General features: G+C 64.3%; 9 protein-coding genes and 3 pseudogenes. 6 read left to right on the top strand and 6 right to left on the bottom strand.

The window, feature by feature from the left end; all coding sequences use genetic code 11:
* Nucleotides 1-28 precede the first annotated feature (28 nt).
* The gene (locus tag HZS55_RS08070; protein ID WP_179911177.1) at nucleotides 29-6,079 is read right to left on the bottom strand and encodes a PAS domain S-box protein; all 6,051 of its coding nucleotides are present in this window, start codon (nucleotides 6,077-6,079) and stop codon (nucleotides 29-31) included.
* 356 nt (nucleotides 6,080-6,435) lie between these two features.
* On the opposite strand from HZS55_RS08070, the pseudogene HZS55_RS08065 reads away from it, so the two are divergent.
* A pseudogene (locus HZS55_RS08065) lies at nucleotides 6,436-7,872 on the top strand (type II/IV secretion system ATPase subunit); the annotation flags it as partial.
* A 293-nt stretch (nucleotides 7,873-8,165) separates the two neighbouring features.
* Nucleotides 8,166-8,930, top strand: a pseudogene (locus HZS55_RS08060) (IS630 family transposase); the annotation flags it as partial.
* Between the two features lie 68 nt (nucleotides 8,931-8,998).
* Here HZS55_RS08060 and HZS55_RS08055 read toward each other — a convergent pair.
* On the bottom strand, nucleotides 8,999-9,394 hold the full coding sequence (locus HZS55_RS08055; RefSeq protein WP_179911825.1) for a helix-turn-helix domain-containing protein: 396 nt from the start codon (nucleotides 9,392-9,394) through the stop codon (nucleotides 8,999-9,001).
* Between the two features lie 219 nt (nucleotides 9,395-9,613).
* Here HZS55_RS08055 and HZS55_RS08050 point away from each other — a divergent pair, with 219 nt between their 5' ends.
* The 4 genes and pseudogenes from HZS55_RS08050 to HZS55_RS22605 all read left to right on the top strand — a co-directional run.
* Complete coding sequence (locus HZS55_RS08050) at nucleotides 9,614-10,558, top strand: NAD(P)/FAD-dependent oxidoreductase (RefSeq protein WP_179911175.1); 945 nt, start codon at nucleotides 9,614-9,616, stop codon at nucleotides 10,556-10,558.
* 2 nt (nucleotides 10,559-10,560) lie between these two features.
* Nucleotides 10,561-11,208 (top strand): class I SAM-dependent methyltransferase, encoded by a 648-nt coding sequence (locus HZS55_RS08045; RefSeq protein WP_179911174.1) that lies wholly within the window; start codon nucleotides 10,561-10,563, stop codon nucleotides 11,206-11,208.
* A 5-nt stretch (nucleotides 11,209-11,213) separates the two neighbouring features.
* Nucleotides 11,214-12,053, top strand: coding sequence for a class II glutamine amidotransferase (locus HZS55_RS22995; RefSeq protein ID WP_218927290.1), 840 nt, complete (start codon nucleotides 11,214-11,216; stop codon nucleotides 12,051-12,053).
* A gap of 113 nt (nucleotides 12,054-12,166) precedes the next feature.
* Nucleotides 12,167-12,448: pseudogene (locus HZS55_RS22605) on the top strand (secretion system protein); the annotation flags it as partial.
* A gap of 43 nt (nucleotides 12,449-12,491) precedes the next feature.
* On the opposite strand, the gene HZS55_RS08035 reads toward HZS55_RS22605, so the two are convergent.
* The 4 genes from HZS55_RS08035 to HZS55_RS08020 all read right to left on the bottom strand — a co-directional run bounded on the left by HZS55_RS08035 (nucleotide 12,492) and on the right by HZS55_RS08020 (nucleotide 17,375).
* Nucleotides 12,492-12,824, bottom strand: coding sequence for a DUF3006 domain-containing protein (locus HZS55_RS08035; RefSeq protein ID WP_179911173.1), 333 nt, complete (start codon nucleotides 12,822-12,824; stop codon nucleotides 12,492-12,494).
* On the bottom strand, nucleotides 12,821-14,248 hold the full coding sequence (locus tag HZS55_RS08030; RefSeq protein WP_179911172.1) for a lamin tail domain-containing protein: 1,428 nt from the start codon (nucleotides 14,246-14,248) through the stop codon (nucleotides 12,821-12,823). The genes HZS55_RS08035 and HZS55_RS08030 overlap by 4 nt, the downstream gene beginning before the upstream one ends.
* Nucleotides 14,249-14,355: 107 nt before the next feature.
* Nucleotides 14,356-16,362: a VirB4 family type IV secretion system protein gene (locus HZS55_RS08025; RefSeq protein WP_179911171.1), complete on the bottom strand. Its 2,007-nt coding sequence runs from the start codon at nucleotides 16,360-16,362 to the stop codon at nucleotides 14,356-14,358.
* A complete protein-coding gene (locus tag HZS55_RS08020; protein WP_179911170.1) occupies nucleotides 16,359-17,375 on the bottom strand; it encodes a hypothetical protein in 1,017 nt (338 codons plus the stop codon). Before HZS55_RS08020 ends, HZS55_RS08025 begins: the two co-directional genes overlap by 4 nt.
* Nucleotides 17,376-17,377 lie beyond the last annotated feature (2 nt).

Genomic DNA, 17,377 nt, shown 5'->3' with positions numbered 1-17,377 from the left:
CGGCGGGTAGGGAAACCGAGCCGGCCGCTCAGTCGTCGCCGTCGAACAGCAGTCCGAAGGTCGCGCGCTCGGCGATCCGAAGGTGTTTGTTGAACGTCGGCTGGGTGATGTCGAGGCGGTCGGCGACTTCGCTGCCGTCGTTCTCGCGGGGCCATTCGAAGTACCCCGCCGACAGCGCCGTCCGGAGGACCTCGAACTGGCGGTCGGTGAGGTCGGACCGGATACGGTCGGCCAGTTCCGCCGGCGTCCGGTCGCGCTGCCGGTGCTGGCGCCGCGCCACGAGTTCGAGCGACGGCGCGATGCCCGCCAGTCGCTCGACGAACGACCGCACGTCGGCCTGCCGGGGCACCTCGACGACGACGGTGGTCCCGTCGGAGTCGGCCTCGGCCTCCCGCAGGACGCCGCCGTACTCCGCCAGCGGCGCGCCGAACCACTCGTCGGCCCTGGATTCGACGAGCGTCGACGACGAGTCGTCGGTCACTACGTCGACCGCCCCGGGCAACGTCCGCTCGGCGACGGCGGCCGCGTCCGGCGGCACGTCGCCGTCGAACCCGTAGTAGACGCTGACCGACCCGTCCTGTCGGGAGACCGTCCGTTCGAGCGTCACCCGACACTCCGCCGCCTCCGCGGCGCGGGCGAACGGGAGGTGCTTCCCGCCGCCGACGAACTCCAGTTCGACGGTCTCGTCGGATTCGAGCGCCCGCCGCCGCTCGATAGCCGCGAGCGCGTTCGCGATAGAGGTCCCCAGCTGTGCGAGCACCTCGCGCTCGCGGTCGCCGAACGCCTTCGGCGAGTCGGTGCCGACGGTCAACACGCCGTGGGTGATACCGTCGTACGTCAGCGGGACGGCACACAGCGACTGATACCCTGCCGAGAGCCCGCGCCGGCGCCAGTCGCTGGCCGGTCCGTCCCCGACGAGCGAGTCGGCGACCCGAACCTCGTCGTGCTGCCAGGCCGCGACCGCGGGGTGTGGATCCGCCGTGTCGTCGGCGGTCGTCAGGTCCAGCCCCTCGACGTACCCCTCCGAGCCGCCGACGACCGCGCGGGCGGCCAGCCGGTCCGTCCCGACCTCGACGCCGCCGACCCACGCGAGGTCGTACGGGCCGGAACTGGCGAGGCGCTCGCAGACCGCCCGCTCGACCTCGCCGGGGTCCGTGGCGTCCGTGATGGCCGCCTCGACCCGCTGGGTGAGCCGCGCGATCCGGTCGAGTCGTTCGGCCCGCTGGGTCTGCGTGCGGAGCTGTTCCTCCCGGGCTTCGAGTCGCTGTCGCCCCTCCAAGTGGTTGAGCGCCGCCTCCAGCGTCGCCGCCAGCACGTGGGCCGCCTGGATCCGCTCGGAGCCGAGCGCGCTGTCGGGCGAGCCCACCAGCAGGACGCCGTGGTTCCCGAGCGCGATCGCCCGCCACGCCGGCAGGTCCGCCAGCCCGTCGGGGTCGCCCCCGCTCGCCGTGGCCCCGTCGTCGCTCACGACTCCCTCACCCCGAGTTTCGTTCCCACCGACGACTCCGGAGTCACCGTGTCCGCCGTTCGAAGCGACGCTCGTCCCGTCGGCGAACCCCTCCCAGAGGGGTCCGTCCCCCGGTCCGATGGGGGCGCCCCCGACTGCCGACGGGAGCGGTCCGGTCAGGGCTTCCGGGCGGAGCACGCCGTCGTCGGCGTCGTAGAGGAACGCGCCGACCGCCGGGAGATCGAGCGTCTCGGTGGCCGCCTCGACGGCGGTCAGCGCCGCCTCCTCCGGGGTGTCGGCAGTCGCGAGGTCGTCGCTCGCGTCGTCGAACGATGCCATCCGTCGTTCGCGGGCTTTCCGGTCAGTGACGTCACGGCTCACGATAACGATCCGGTCGGTGCCGGCCTCCCAGTCGATCGGGTAGTAGTCCGACTGTACCCATCGCGACTGCCCGTCGGGTCGCTCGATGCGGTACTCGTGGGAGTAGCTATCGGCCGCGACCCCGTCGACGATGTCGGCGACGATACCCTCGATGAACGATCGGTACTCGCTCTCGTCGTCGGGATGGATAGTCCCGAAGAACCCGTCCTCGTAGGTCTCGCGGATCTCCTCGAGCGACTGGCCCCAGATCTCCTCGTATCCCGCACACACGTACTCGGGCGACTGCGACGCGGCGGTTATCTCCCGGGCACCGGTCACGAAGATGGCCTCGTCGATGCGGTCGAGGACCGCTCCGAGTCGCCGCTCGGTCCGACGCCGCTCGGTGATGTCGCGGATGATCGCCAGGTACCGGCGCTGCCCGTTGATCGTCGCCGGCGTGTTGTTCACCTCGACCCGCCGGCGCTCGCCGCCCTCGCGTTCTATCAGCCACTCGTGGCTGCCCGGTTCGTCCGCGTCCATCACGTCCCGGATCGTTTCGCGAGCGCGCTCGCTGGAGTACCCCTCCTCGGGGACGTTGATCGCCTCCATCCCATCCGCGAGCAGTTCCTCGCGATCGTACCCGGTCAGTTCACACATCCGCTCGTTGCAGTCGAGAATCTCGCCGGTCTCCGGGTCGTGGACCGTGATCGCGTCGTTGACGCCGTCGAATATCTGCTCGTACTCCCGCTCGCGGCGCTTGCGCTCGGTCACGTCACGCTGGATGGACAGGACTCGCAGTTCGCCGCCGATCTCCGCAGGCGCTAGCGTGACTTCGAGCCAGATCCGCTCGTCGGCGCCGGTCACGACGCGCCACTCGATGGTCTCCGGTTCGCCCGTCGCGGCGACCTCGCCGATGAGGGTCCACCCGCGCTCACCGGTGTACCCCTCGTCGGTGGCGCTGAGTCCCTCGATTCCCAGCTCCCGGATCGCCTCGAGGTCGTAGTCCAGCATCTCCCTGTAGGTCTCGTTGACTGCGGTTATTTCGCCAGCCTCGGGGTCGAACACCGTGATCGCGTCGTTGACGCCGTCGAATATCTGCTCGTACTCCCGCTCGCGGCGCTTGCGCTCGGTCACGTCCTGAACTCGGCCGACGATCCGGTCGACGCTCCCGTCTCGGTTGCGCACGGGGAAGCGGGTGGCGGTGATCCACCTGGTCTCCCCGTCGCGCTCGATCCGGTACTCACCGCCGTAGGCATCTCGGGGGTCGCCCGCTTCGACGTCCGCCACCAGACGTTCGATATCCGCCACGTAATCGGGCCGGTCCTCCGGGTGAGCCGCCTCGGTGAACGCGGTCGGGTCCTCGTCGAGTTCCGCGACGGAACGCCCGTAGATCTCTTCGTAGGCGTCGTTGACGTAGCGTATCTCGGAGAAGTCGGCCGTCGCCACGTAGACGACTTCGTCGATGTGCTGCGCGATGAGCCGGAACCGGCGCTCGCTCTCCCGGAGTTCCCGAGCGCGCTCGACGCGGTCGAGCGCAGCGGTGACGTGGCGAGCGAGGATGCCCGCGACGTCGAGCGTGATATCGTCGAACCCGTCACCGTCCCGGTCGACCGCGCCGAACAGCCCGTGGTCGCCCAGCGGGACGAGCACCGCGTCCCCGGGCGGCGTCCCGCCGTCGAGGGCCTCAGGGTCGTAGACCCCGCGCTCGTCGCCCTCGTACACGCTGTACTCGAGGTCGTCGGGGTCAAGGGGGCGCGGTCCGTCGCCGGGCGCGAGGTCGTCGACCGCGTCGCCGGCGGCGACCGGTGTGAGCGCGTCGGCAGCATCGCCCCCGTCGTCGGTCCCGCCGTCGCTGGCGTCGGTTCCGCCGTCGCCGCGCCCACGGAGCCAGCAGGTGGGCAACCAGAGGTCCAGCACTTCGGTCGCGGCGTCGATGGCCGCCTCGCAGACCTCCTCGGGCGTCTCCGCCTCCTGGAGGTCGTCGGTCGACTCGTGGAGCGCGCGGACCAGCCGCTCGCGCCGCTTGCGTTCGGTGATGTCGCGCTGCATCGAGAGGACCCGCTCCTCGCCACCGATCACCGCGGCGTCGACCGTCGCCTCGATCCAGCGCCGCTCGCCCGACCGCGTCTCCTGTTGCCACTCGACGGTCTCCGGTTCGCCCGTCTCCACGACGCGCTGGCAGAGCTCCCGCGCCCGCTCGGTCGTGTACCCGGACCCGGTCGCGCTGAGCGCTTCGAAGCCCGCCTCGCGGACCGCCGCGACGCTGTCGTAGCCGAGCCGGTCCAGAAACGTCCGGTTCGCGTCGAGCGGCTGGGCCGTCTCGGGGTCCTGGACGACGATCGACTCGTCGACCCCGTCGAAGATCTGCTCGTACTCCCGCTCGCGGCGCTTGCGCTCGGTCACGTCGCGGACGCTGCCGAGGACGCGCTCCTCCCCGCGGATGTCGACGAGGGAGAGGTGGACCTCGACGGGGAACGTCTCGCCGTCTTTGCGCCGGTTGCGCCACTCGAACAGCTGTGACCCGTCCTCCCTGGCCGCCTGGATGCGCGCCTCGGCGCGCTCGTAGCTGTGGTCCGGTCCGGTGACGATGTCGATCGTCTCGCCGACCAGCTCCGACCGTTCGTACCCGTTCATCGCACAGAAGCGGTCGTTGACATCGAGGATCTCCCCGGTGTCCGGGTCGTGGATTATCAGCCCGTCGGAGACGTTCTCGAAGACGTTGCGGTAGGTCCGCTCGAGTTCCCGCCGCTCGGTGACGTCGGTGTACCAGACGTAGGCGTCCGTCTCCCCGTCGGCCGCCAGGTCCCCAGTGGAGTGGATGACCCTGACGAAAAACTCCCGGGTCCCGTCGGCCGTCTGCCGGGTGATCTCGCGTTCGACGCGCTCGCCGCGCGCGACCTTCGCTCGGAGGCGCTCGTACTCCTCGCGCTCGCTCGCCGGGACGACCGCCTCGCCGACGCCGGACCCGACGACCTCGTCGGGCGAGTACCCGAACACCGCCTCGAAGGCGGGGTTGACCTCCCGGATCACCGGCACCTCCTCCTCGAAGCGAACCCTGAGCATCGGGTCCGGGTTGCTCTCGAACAGCACCGACCGCCGGTCGCGCTCCCGTTCGAGCCGCCGCTGGGACTCGCGGCGCTCGGTCACGTCGCGCGCCAACGCCAGAACGCGGTCCTCGCCGGCGATCGTCGCCGGCGCGAGGTTCGCCTCCAGCACGCGCCGCTCCCCGCCAGCCGTCTCGACCAGCCACTCGACGGTCTCGGCCTCGCCCGTCGCGGCGACCCGCTGTTGGGCCTCGTAGACGCGCTCGGCGGTGTCGCCCTCTTCGTCGACCGTGAAGCCGCCGACGTCCATCTCGACGAGCGCCTCCCGACCGTACCCCGTCAGGTCGGCCATCGTCTCGTTGACTTCGACCAGCTGCTCGGCCCACGGGTCGTGGACCGTGATCACGTCGTTGACGTTGTCGAACACCTGCTCGTAGGCGCGCTCCCGGCGACGGCGCTCGGTCACGTCGACCGACGCGGCGAGGACGACCGTCCGCCCGCCCAGCGCCACCGGCCGCAGTTCGGACTCGATCCATCGGACCGATCCATCCGCCGTCGACACCGGCCACTCCAGTTCGATCGGGTCGGCCCCGTCGGCTGTCGCGTCCCCCCGGTCGGCCACGCTGGTGACTGCGTTGGCCAGCCGCTCGCGGTCGTACCCGGGGACCTCGGCCGTGAACTCAGTGAGCGCCATCGACCGCACCGTCTCGCGGTCGTAGCCCACCAGCTCGCGGAACGCCCGGTTGGCGTCGATCAGGTCGCCGGTCTCGGGGTCGTGGACCGCGGCCACACCCGCGACGGTTTCGTACAGCGCCTCGGCAGTGTCCCGGGCGTGCTCGCGGTCGACCGCCGAACGGACTCGCTCGGCTACCAGCGCCGGATCGGTCTCGACGAGCCGCCGGGGCAGCGTCTCCGTCGCCCCCGCCGACAGCGCCGCCGCCTCCCGGGCGTCGCCCCATCCGTCGGTCAGCACGACCGCCGGGCCGTCGGACCGATCGGCGCTCCACTGTTCGAGCGCCGTCTCCACGTCGACACCGGTCGCGCCACTGTCGACGACCAGACAGTCCGCCTCGCATTCAGTGATCTGCGCCGCCACACCCGCTCCGGGGCCGACGACCTCGACCGCCAGCGACCGCTCACCACCCATCTCCGCGCCCGAAAGCGTGTCCGCGACCGCATCCGTACCGGCGACCGCGCACTGTAGGCGGTCAGCCCCCACCGGAAACATGGCTACTATGTTCGGCTGGACACTCCTAAATCGTTCGCAGGAGGCGGAACCGGTCGGGATCGGCCAGAAATCGTGCTCGCTCCCGATCGTTCGACTGCGGTCGACCGCCGCAGTGTGACGGGTGCCCGCCCGGATCGGGAGGCGACTCCGATACACGATCTACCGTGTCAGAGCCGGAGACTGATGCGAGCGGGTCGTCGACTTTCAACTCGTTGGTGTATTGAGCGCTCTCCCTCGTGTGGTGTATCGGGTGCGCTCGGTCGGCCGTTACCTGCCCAAACAGGGAGAACGGCCTACACCCTCTGTTCGGAGGGATGCAAGAGTTTAAACCACATCGGGCAGCCAAGCCCTCGTAGATGTCGAACGAGCGACTCGAACTCGCCGGCCGGGGGGACGGCGGTGGCGGAGCGGTCGCGCCGCCGCTGCCGCCCGACGACCCCGAGGCGTGGTACGCGCCGGACGTGCGCTCACAGACCGAAGTCGCGCCGGGCGTCGTCGTCACGATCCGCGAGACCGCGACGGACTTCGACTACGAGGTCCGCGAACCGGGACTCACCGACGGGAACCGCGACCGACTCGACCGGGTGCTGGAGTACTTCGGCGACGCGAGTCTGGAACGACCGCGCACGCGTGAGGGCGCGGTCGAACGGATGGCCGAGGGGTTCGACCCGAAACACCGGCGGGTACTCGACCGCCTGGTCGACGCCCCGCCGGGCGCCCGTCGACGCCTCGAGTACCACGCGCTCGCCGAGCTGGGGTGTCTCGGACGGTTGACGCCGTACGCGCTGGACGACCGGATCGACGTGGCCGACGTGGCCGGCGGCGGCGTCGTCGTCCACACCGACGACTTCGCGCCCGCCGAGACCGAACTCCCGACCGACCCCGAGTACCTCGACCGCTTCGCCAGCGAGCGGCTCGACCACCACACCGTCGACTTCCACGGCTTCGAGATCCCCGTCGTCGTCTACCGCGAGAACCTGCTGGGGACGGACAGCTTCATGACGAAGTACGCGGTCCGCGAACCGGACCTGCTCCCGGGTGACGCCGACCTCGTCGCCGAGTGCAAGGAGCGAATCTGGGAAACCGACGTGGACGGCGTCGTCGACGACGAGGCAGCGTTCGTCCGCGAGCGCGCCCGCGAGTTGCTCTCGCGACGACTCACCGCGCGGAACACGCGAACCTGGCTCGACGCCGCCCGCTACCGGGTTCGGAGCGCGCTCGCCGAGTGGGAGTTGGCCATCCCGCCGGTCGACGACCGCTACGCTACCGACCGACTGGACGACCTCGTCTACTACGTCCTCCGCGATTACGTCGGCTACGGCAAGCTCACGGTCCCGATCCGCGACAACCGCCTCGAAGATGTCGAGGCCAACCGCGTCGGCGAGCGCGTCAAGGTCGTCCCCCGCGACGACGTGGGCCACACCGAACGGATCCCGACGAACCTCGCCTTCGAGGAGGAGAGCGAGTTCGTCAACGTCGTCAAGCAACTCGCCGCCGACGACGGCACCGAGCTCAACGCCGCCAACCCCAGCGCGAAGGTCAACCTCAGCCCGCCCGGCGTCTCCGAGACCATCCGCTGTGCGGTGGCGCTGCCGACCGTCAGCGAGGACGGCCCCCACATCTCCATCCGTAAACAGGCCCCCGACGTGATGACGCCCGTCGACCTGCTCGAGCGGGACAGCCTCCCGACCGAGCTGGTCGCCATGCTCTGGCAACTGTACGAACACCACGGCGTCGTCCTCTTTTGCGGCCCGACCGGCGTCGGGAAGACGACGCTGATGAACGCCCACATATGATATCTACTATACTAAGAGACGAAACTAACCATAACTTCTAATTTTCTTCCTGATTATAGAGAAATAATGGCATATTAGAGGACGTTTCTATTGACGAACTAGAGGCAGCACTTGACGATGCAACGGAAAAGCGTGAGACACAGCGGTTGATTGTGACGATTATCTACAAGAGAGGGCCGTCTGCGCCGATGATCGCAGAGTGGCTCGATACACGCGAACAAACGATCTACCGGTGGTTCGACCGTCTCGAAGAAGAACCGATCAGCCAAGCCGTCTAGGATCGACAGCGCTCTGGTCGGCCATCGAAACTAGATGACGCCGACCGAGCGGAGTTTCAGGAAACCGTCCACAATCCGCCGTCTGAGGCCGGTTACGACCAACCGGCGTGGACAACGAAACTCGCGCAGCAATTTCTCGAAGACGAGTTTGGAGCCGAATATTCCCTGCGTCACGTCCAGAGATTGCTGAAAGACGCCGGTCTCACCTGGCAAACACCGCGACCGCAACCGCCGACAGCTGACGAGGATGAACGCACCGAATTTTGGGAAGCTACCAAAAAACTGAGTAAATCATTCTCTGATGAGTATACCACCGTTGCGGTCGATCAGACGCGGAAAACGATCGGCTGTGATCTCTACCATTCGTGGTTTCCGCGCGGTCAACGAGTAAATCTCCCGTTTTGGCGGCGTTCAAGGGGTGTAAAGCTCCTTGGTGCAGTCTCTGACGAACGCGAATTTTTCGCAGCCGAAGTCTCAGACCGCTTTACCAGCGACGTGACGATCAGATTCCTTCGAGCACTTCAAGACGAGTTTGGCGAGAAAATCCACGTGTTGCTGGATAACGCCTCGTATTTCAAGTCCCAACAAGTGCGCGACTTCGTAGAAGAAACACAGATCGAAGTGACGTACTTTCCGCGAGGATCGCCGGATCTTAATCCTGTTGAGGAGTGCTGGCGCCAGTTAAAACGATCTCTCGGAAACCTTTCTTTAGTTCGATCGACGAGCTCAGACCAGCTGTGGCAACCGCATTGCGGAAAATTAATCCGCCACAAATAACCGATTACTTACGACAGTCAGTATAGCAAGACCTCAACGACCGTCAATCAATAAGTAGAGAGGGTCTATTAACCCATCTCAGCTGAATCATCTCCACTATATGTGTCTCGGAACTCCTGAATGAGCTGGCCGGTTTCAGCGTACCACCGGTTGAGTATTCGTTGAAAGTCGTCCGCTATCTCATCCGGATCAGAAGCCCGGTACACGTGGTGATATCCCCCTTTAGGACAACTTTCTTGCTCTTGTACGACCACCCCCGCTTCTTCGAGTCGTTTGATCGAGCGATACGCTGTTGTCCGCTCTTTCCCGATGAACTTTCCAATATGATCCACGGTAAGCGGCTCAGAAGATTCTGCTAACAGCCGAAAAACGGCTCTGTCCCGTTCATTCAGCCCGAGAAGACAGTCAAGAAGATCCTCACATTCCCGCTCATCACGGATCTGACGTTGTATGGCCTCTGGCATTGGTATCGGTGCTTGGTTCTTCCCACACATAAGATTTGCACAATCGAAGCAATTAGGGTTTGTGACTACGTTCTCATCGAGAAGGAGGAGGTAGACAGCCACCAATTGAAAACCCATCTTTGAACGCTTTAATAAGTCAAATACCCCGATTTCTACTATCATGGGTTTCGATCTGTAGATACGAAAGCCTTATGTCCAACAGTCCTGATTGCACTAGATATGCAAACAACTGATCGTGGTGAGTCGGAGTACGACGTTCTGATCATCGGGGGTGGGCCTGCGGGTTTGAGTGCAACCCTTCAGTTAGGGCGCTCGCTCCGTAGTGTCCTGATCTGCGACAACGGCGAACCCCGGAATGAGCCAGCTGATGAAGCACATGGTTACCTGACGAGAGATGGTGTTCCACCGGAAGAGCTCCGAGCTCTCGGCCGTGAGGAGGTCATGAATTACGGGGCAGAATTCAGGGACACAAAGGTGACCGACGTCAGTAAAGACAACGACAGATTCACCAGCACACTCGACTCCGGCGAGACCGTCACGAGTCGGAAAGTTGTATTGGCGACGGGAGTCGGGGACAATCTTCCTGAGACTGACGGCTTCGAGGAGTTCTGGGGAAGTGGGGTGTATCATTGTCCCTACTGTCACGGCTACGAGGTTCGTGGTGAACCACTCGGCGTGATTGCTACCGACGAACACGTTGTCGAGTACGCGAAGCTCATCTACAATCTGAGTGACGACCTCGTCGTGTTCACCGATGGAGAGGACGTCTTCGACGAAGAATCCCGGTCGCTGTTCGTCGAGCGTGGAATCCAAATCGAGGATAGACCGATTACCGCACTCAACGGCACCAATGGTGAACTTGAAAGCGTTTCACTCGCGGATGGCCGCGATGTCGCTCGGCATGCGCTGTTCTACCCGCCACCGATGGAGCAACACAGCGACCTCCCAGAACAACTCGATCTCGACGTGACTGAGTTTGGCCTCGTCGATGCAACGCGCTCCCAACGTGGATTCGGGGTAACATCGGTCGAGGGGCTGTTCATTGCTGGCGACGCCTCTAGCGGCGGCCCACCCTCAATAGCGTCCGCCGTCGGGGATGGGTACGCAGTCGGGACAACCGTGAATGGAGAACTCTCTATGGAAGACTTCGAGGGAGGGCGGTAACTATGGACATGTCCTTAGAGGAGCTCGGCGATCGCTTCTCGGAGATCGCTGATCAGTATGACGACATACACGACAGCGACGAGAAGCCGATTTACAATGCGTGCGCCTCGCTCGTCGTCGAGCACGCCAATCCTGGTCCCGACGATGTCGTCCTCGACCTCGGAACGGGGACGGGCCTGATTGCGCTTGCGTTGGCCGGGGACGCCGGCCACGTCGTCGGCCGCGACATCAGTGATGGGATGATAGAGCAGGCGCGGTCAAAATCTGCCGATAGGGGTCTCGTGAACGTGGATTTCGGGTACGGAGAGTTCCGGGACCCGCACTACGACGGCGAAGTAGACATCGTAGTCTCGAATTTCGCACTGCATCACCTCCCCGCTGAGGAAAAACGCGAAGCTATCGAGGCCATCGCTGACCTCGGCCCGCGTCGATTCGTACTCGGTGACCCCATGTTCTTCGGATCACCTGACCCTGAAGATCCGCTTTTCGACCACGGGGTTGATGGGGAAACCGTCGGGATGCTCGTAGAAATGCTCACTGACGTCGGATTCGTGGTCACGGACATCGAGCGTGTGCATGACCAGGTGGGCGTCTTGGTCGCCGAACGACATCCTGAAGAGCCGGAATCCGACTTGCAGGAGAATCGATAACACCCATGTGTCGAATGTTCGCGTTACGGAGCAGCGTTTCCTGTCGCGTTCAGGAATCGCTGTTGGACGCCGACAAATCTCTGCAACGGCTGAGCGAAGTCAATCCGCATGGGTGGGGGGTAGGCCAGTACGTTCAGGGCGTTCCGGAGATTGTCAAGAGCCCGGAGATGGCTGCTGAGAGCCCTGTATATTCGACTCTCTCGAATCAGATCGATTCAAGTTGCGTTGTCGCTCACGTTCGCCGTGCGACACATGGTGACCACACGGTTGCAAATACGCACCCGTTCCAATACGGTCGATGGCTGTTCGCACACAACGGCAATATCGCTGATTTTGATGACTTACGAGCGACGCTGCTAGACGAAATTGCTCCCTCTCTGCGTTCCCACATAGTTGGGACCACGGATAGCGAGGTACTATTTTACCGACTCCTGACCGCTATGTCTGATGCAGGAGTTCTTGGCAAAGAAGCAGACGACATTGGGCCACAAGTGCTCTGGGAAAGTATCAGTTCCGTCGTTGAGCGAGTTGCTGAACTGGCTGGCGGTATGCATGATGATCCTGACGGACCCTCTGATGAGACGTATCTAACGTTCGTCCTCACGGATGGGAGCACTCTCATTGGACATCAAGGTGGGAAGTCACTCTTTGTGCATGCACCTGCCATCAATTACGGTGACCAAACGAAATCGTGGGCAGTTGGACAAGGGGCAACTGATCACTTTTTATTAGCGAGCGAGCCAGCTCATAATCCTAGAATGTGGGCCTCAATCCAGCATGGCGGGGTGGTCGGGGTTAGTCCGGACATGACCGTCTGGACCTCATCAAATGCCCTCGCTGTTTGAGGGTCGTCCGCAGCCCTACTTCGCAGCTATTCCACTCGGGAGTTCGGTGAATAGAAGCGCACTCCTCGTCGGTGGACTAAAAGATATATACACGTTTTTAGCCCCAATACTCCATTTTTACGGCGGATATCGGCCTCTACAAATCTACTAGTAGTTACTGTATATGGAACGCCCACATGCCGTTCGTCAGCTTCCGAGACCGACCGGTGAGCATCGACGAGGGCTCGCGAGAAGTGTGGCACCCTCACGAGACCGGCGTCTCGCTGACGACCCGCGAACACCAGGACGACTACAAGCAGGTGACGATGGCGGACCTCATGACCGAGACGAACTACCTCAATCCCGATGTGGAACTCATCGCGGAGTTCGACCAGCTGGTATCCACGCGGAACACGACAACAAGCACAGAAATTGTCTATCGACGGGTCAGAGTAGCAATCAGGATTGTTCGTCACCAGAGCCAGCGTTCGTTCCCGAGTCCTCGGCCGATGGTGGTCTGCTCGACAGCTGGTCGAATCGATTTTGAGCGGCTTCGTTCCGTGACTCAGTCCGCTCGGGATCGTAGTCGTACGAAGCCACAGTTCCGCCTTCGATGTCGACAGACAGAATTGCATCGGCATGGCGCGCGCTCTCGGGGAGGTCCGACGACTCAACGACCGCGTTCCCGACCTCGTCGCCGTCTCGTTCGAAGAACACGGTCGCAAACCCATCCTCGACCGAATCGACGACTGCAGTGTAGGTGCCGTCGTCGAGGGTCTCGAGGTCACTCATGAATACGTCTCCATAAGCACGCGCTCACCCTTACTGTTGCGCACGATCACTGTGTCACCGGCGTTGTTCCAGACCGGCGATCCAGCACCCCAGTAGAGGTCGCTCTCGGAGACAGTTCCGCTCCCAGTGTGTAACGTGACAGTCGCACCCGCCTCGAGCGTGTAGTCATCAGGAAACGTGTAGGTCTTCCCGGCCTCGTCTTCGACAGTCCACCCCGAGAGGTCGAGCGAATCACTCGCGGTGTTTTCGAATACGAGGTACTCATCGTTGAGATGCTCCCGGTCATCACCCTCGGCATCGGCGTTGACCTCCGCAAGAGTCAATTCGCCACCCTGGACTGGTGTCCCACCATCGGTGACGACCACCGTAGTCTGTGTTGCGACCGGCTCACCGCCAAGGCGGGTTCGTTCGGTTACACTCCCGCTCACGCCCGGTTCGACGGGGCTGCCGGAACGGATATCGAGTGGCGCTGTCGGTGCGTCCTGCTGGGTTCGGACGGAGACACTCTTGCCATCGCTGACGAGGACGATATCGCCGTGTGTTGCCGTCCAGTAGGCCGGCAATGAGCGGTCGGCCAATCGTCGCAGGACTTCCTCGGCTGGGTGGCCGTACTGTGAATCGTATGCGCTGGAGAGAATGACAGCCTTCGGTTGGACTGCATCGAGCAGGTCCCCGCTCGACGAACTCGCCGAACCGTGATGACCAGCTTTCATAACGGTCGATTGCAGTTGGTCACCGTAGTTCTCAACGAGATAGGCTTCTTGATCGTCTTCGGCATCACCTGTGAAGAGAAAACTCGTCTCTCCGTACGTGAGTTTGAGGACGAGACTGTTTTCGTTGCGTCCCTCGTTCTCGATATATGGGTCGGGTGGGCCAAGCACCTGCACGTCGACGCCCTCGAACTGGACCGAGTCGCCCGCACGTGTCTCGTAGAGCGCCACATCGTACTCCTCGACAGCGTCGAGATACTGTTCGTATGTCTGCGTGCTCGCCGCGATCCCCGGATCGTAGATTGCACCGACCCCATCGGCCTCACGCTCGAAGTAGTCGATCACTGCTGCGTTCCCACCGATATGGTCGGCGTCGTTGTGCGAGGTAACGAGATGGTCGATCCGGTCGATATCGTGGCCACGGAGATACTGAAGAACGTGCTCTCCGTCGTCGTTGAAGTGCCCGGTATCGACGAGCATCGTCTCGCCCGTTGGGCCGACGATGAGCGTACTCACTGACTGGCCGACGTTGATGAAGTGAACCTCCACAGAGCCGTTCATCGCTGTTGCCGTCGCATCGGCTGTCGGTGTCGACAACGATGGTGACGACGGGGCGTCTCCTGCCGGGGTATCGGTCGGCACTACCCCCGTACAGCCAGCCACAAGGAGAGCGATAGCGACGAGAAGGATTCGACCGTGGCGTTGGCCAGCCATCGTACATCTGGGTATTGACCCGAGCGGGAAAGATCCATGGTAAATTTGGGCGGTGAAGTGTGCCCCACAGCGCTGGAGCGCGGAGACCAGTCTACGCGACGACTGAGTTATCCATCTGCCGGATCAATCTGGTCGACTTCGAACTCGCTCGCACGCACCCGCAGCGGGAACCACCCCTCTTCATCGATCCCCAGCAACGCCTCGGAGAACCCCTCCTCCTCATCGCCGGCTTTCGCCGTGCGGACCCAGTTCACTTCCCGCTCGCTCAGTCCGAACCACTCGGCGAGTGTGTCGGTCTCCTCCTGCACCCGGTGAATCAACGTGAGCGAACACAGATCCGCGATGGTCTTCGCTTCAGGGGTCAACGCGAACTCGCCGCCCGTCTGGGTGATGAACTGCAGCGACAGATCGTAGTGGCGACTGTGCCGGACGGCCGTCTCCAGAAACTCCAGGGAGGTGGCGTCGTTCAGCAGGTAGTGGGCTTCGTCGATGGCGAAGACGACCCGCTTGTCCGTGCCCTTGGCCCGCTCGTAGACGGCGTTGAACAGCACCTGCATCATGAGACTCGTCTCCGAGCGGCCGGTCGCGCCCTCTTCCTGGTGGAGATCGAGATAGAGTACCGACGAATCCAGATCGAAGGATGTCCGCTGGGCGAGGTTCGCGAGGTCGCCGTCCTCGCGGAACGACGGTCGGAGATCCGTCAGCAGTGTCTGGGCGTCGCCACGGACTTTCTCCTGTTCGCCGTCGGTCGCGTAGCCGAACTGCTCGGGTGAGTCAAGCAGATCTTCGAGGACGGCGATCACGTCCCGAACGGTCGGCGACTCGTTGTCGTGCGTCGAGGGATCCTTGGTGATCCCCTGGCGTTCGTAAGCCTCCTGGACCGCTCGCCGAAGCGTCTGCTTGCGGTCGCCGAGCGGGTTCGCGGCGACGTGTTCGAAGAAGGTCTCGAAGAAGGTGAGCACCCACGAGAGCTGTTCGGCCCACGGGTCCAGGTCGGGGACGTCCTGCAACACGTCCGCGGGCGTCGCCCGGAGTTCGAGCGGGTTGAGCCCGCGCGTCCCGCCGACGGTGATCCGCTCGCCGCCCAGCGCGCCGTTCACGCCAGCGAACCCCCCCAGCGGGTCGAGCATGATGATGACCGTGTCCTGGTCGTACATCGCCCGCCGGAGGAGCTGGAGTTTCGTCGAGAAGGATTTGCCGGCGCCGAGTTGGCCGATCACCATCGCGCAGTAGCCTGTCTCCCGCTCGAAGCGGTCAAGGATGAGCGGACTCTCGTTCAGCGCGTAGGTGCCGTACTCGATTCCGGGCTCGGCGAAGGCGCCGGCGACGAACGGGAACATGGCACCGACGGCCCCGGCGAGCATCGGCGTCGTCGTGTCCAGCGACTCGTTTAGCTTGTCGACGCCGACCGGGCTGGCCGAGACGAACGCGTCGAGTTGCGTCCACCGGGGCGTGACGGGCGTGAGATTCGTCGGGGACTGGCGCGCCGTGTTCGTGACGCCGTCGGCGTTCAGGTCGTCGGGTGAGTCCCCCTGGACCGCGAGATACATCGACACGTCGAACGCGCTCATCGACGTGTTCCTGAGCGCGTCGTACAGCGCCTGGTAGTCCTCCAGGTCCTTCGCGACGCCACGGGCGCCGGCCTTGCGCTTCTCTTCGAGATACTCCCGGTCGGCCTCCAGATCCTCGATGGTGTTTTCGAGCGTGTCCAGTGTGGCGGTCGTGTCTCTGGGCGTGAGATGGAGACTGATGTCCGTCCGGCGGGTGGCCGCGGTCGAGTACAGCGTCTCGAAGAGCCCGTCGCGGGGCCGGTCGGGATACTCGCCGGTCCACAGCGTGCGGGCCCACTGGTCGCCGGTGCGGACGGCGTTCGGTTCGGGTTCGATGCTCGACGGCGTGACGACCGTCTGGTGGATCTCTGGGATCTCGGGGACGGTCTCGGTCCCGTCGGCTTCGGCGGGGTCGTAATCGACGCTGACCCGGTCCGTGTCCCGTGCGGCCTCGCCGCCGTCCCTCCCCTCATCGCCGTCGTCGGCCTCACCGTGACTGTCCGCGTCGTCGGCGTCCGTGGGGGCCTCACGCGTCGGAAGCACCGACAGGAGTGCCTCGATCATCGCTCGGGCCCCCCGACGATCCCGCGAGTGCGAAGTACCTGGTCGAGATCCCCGTAGTCCTGGGACTCGTCGCTCCAGTACTCGCCGACGATCTTCGTCGCGTCGGTCGCGTCGATCCGGTGGGCCGTACAGCCGTCGATGCCGCGCAGGCCCGCTCGCACTCGGCCGAGTCGGTCGTTGAGTTCGTCGATCAGCGCCGCCCGTTCGACCGCTTCCCGCGGGGCGAACAGCTCGCGGACGAACAGCCCGACGACTGGAAGGTCGGCGAGTTGCGCGGCGAGACTCGCCTCCTCGAAGTGGACCTCGGCCGGTGTCACCGGGACGACGACGTAGTGGTCGCGGATGGTCATGCGTCGCTCGGCCAGTTCCTGCTCGTACCAGTCGATGTAGTGCTCGATGAGCGATTCGAGCTGGGGGTTGGCCTCCACGTCGGGGTCCTCGAGGCGCGCCTCGTAGCGAGCGAGGTGCTCGTCGACGGGAAACGGTTGGGTCGTCGAATAGATCTGGATCGGGAACTCGACGGTCGTGTTCAGGAAGTCCTGGAAGGACTCGGCCTTCCGGGCCCACTCCTCGTCGGTCGCCAGCGCCATCGTCGGAGGGATGACCTGGACGAGACCGACGACGGCGCCGTCCGTCCGCTCGATGGCGTCGCGGTCGGGATACACGCGCTCGATCTGAGTGTACGCTTTGGCCGCCTCGTGGTCGATCTCGCTGGCCCGCGCGTGAAAGCCCAGCATCGACGTGACCCAATCGAGACTGGTCGTATAGGCGGGCGTCAGGTAGACGAACACGGCGCCCACGGCGACGAACGCGCCGGCCACCGGGAGCGTGAACGCGTCGGCCTGATACCCGGCGACGGTCAGGTCGACCGGGACGACCAGCTGGACGAGGAGGACGACCACGACGCCGGGAAACAGCGCCACGGCCAGGTCGGTCAGCGTGTACGTCCCGAGTAGTTTCGTGCCGGTACCCAGCGACTTCGGAATGCGTTTTGCGGGGTTGCGGTCCTGCATCG

The organism is Halosimplex rubrum, assembly GCF_013415885.1.
GTDB classification, from domain to species: Archaea; Halobacteriota; Halobacteria; order Halobacteriales; family Haloarculaceae; genus Halosimplex; species Halosimplex rubrum.
The sequence above is the reverse complement of the archived record's forward strand: the minus strand, read 5'-3'. Positions and strand labels throughout refer to the sequence as shown.

Excerpts from the sequence above, each read along its gene's own strand:
- HZS55_RS08070 (WP_179911177.1), bottom strand. The coding sequence starts at position 6,079 with ATGTTTCCGGTGGGGGCTGACCGCCTACAGTGCGCGGTCGCCGGTACG.
- HZS55_RS08055 (WP_179911825.1), bottom strand. The coding sequence starts at position 9,394 with ATGCCAGAGGCCATACAACGTCAGATCCGTGATGAGCGGGAATGTGAG.
- HZS55_RS08050 (WP_179911175.1), top strand. The coding sequence starts at position 9,614 with ATGCAAACAACTGATCGTGGTGAGTCGGAGTACGACGTTCTGATCATC.
- HZS55_RS08045 (WP_179911174.1), top strand. The coding sequence starts at position 10,561 with ATGGACATGTCCTTAGAGGAGCTCGGCGATCGCTTCTCGGAGATCGCT.
- HZS55_RS22995 (WP_218927290.1), top strand. The coding sequence starts at position 11,214 with ATGTGTCGAATGTTCGCGTTACGGAGCAGCGTTTCCTGTCGCGTTCAG.
- HZS55_RS08035 (WP_179911173.1), bottom strand. The coding sequence starts at position 12,824 with ATGAGTGACCTCGAGACCCTCGACGACGGCACCTACACTGCAGTCGTC.
- HZS55_RS08030 (WP_179911172.1), bottom strand. The coding sequence starts at position 14,248 with ATGGCTGGCCAACGCCACGGTCGAATCCTTCTCGTCGCTATCGCTCTC.
- HZS55_RS08025 (WP_179911171.1), bottom strand. The coding sequence starts at position 16,362 with ATGATCGAGGCACTCCTGTCGGTGCTTCCGACGCGTGAGGCCCCCACG.
- HZS55_RS08020 (WP_179911170.1), bottom strand. The coding sequence starts at position 17,375 with ATGCAGGACCGCAACCCCGCAAAACGCATTCCGAAGTCGCTGGGTACC.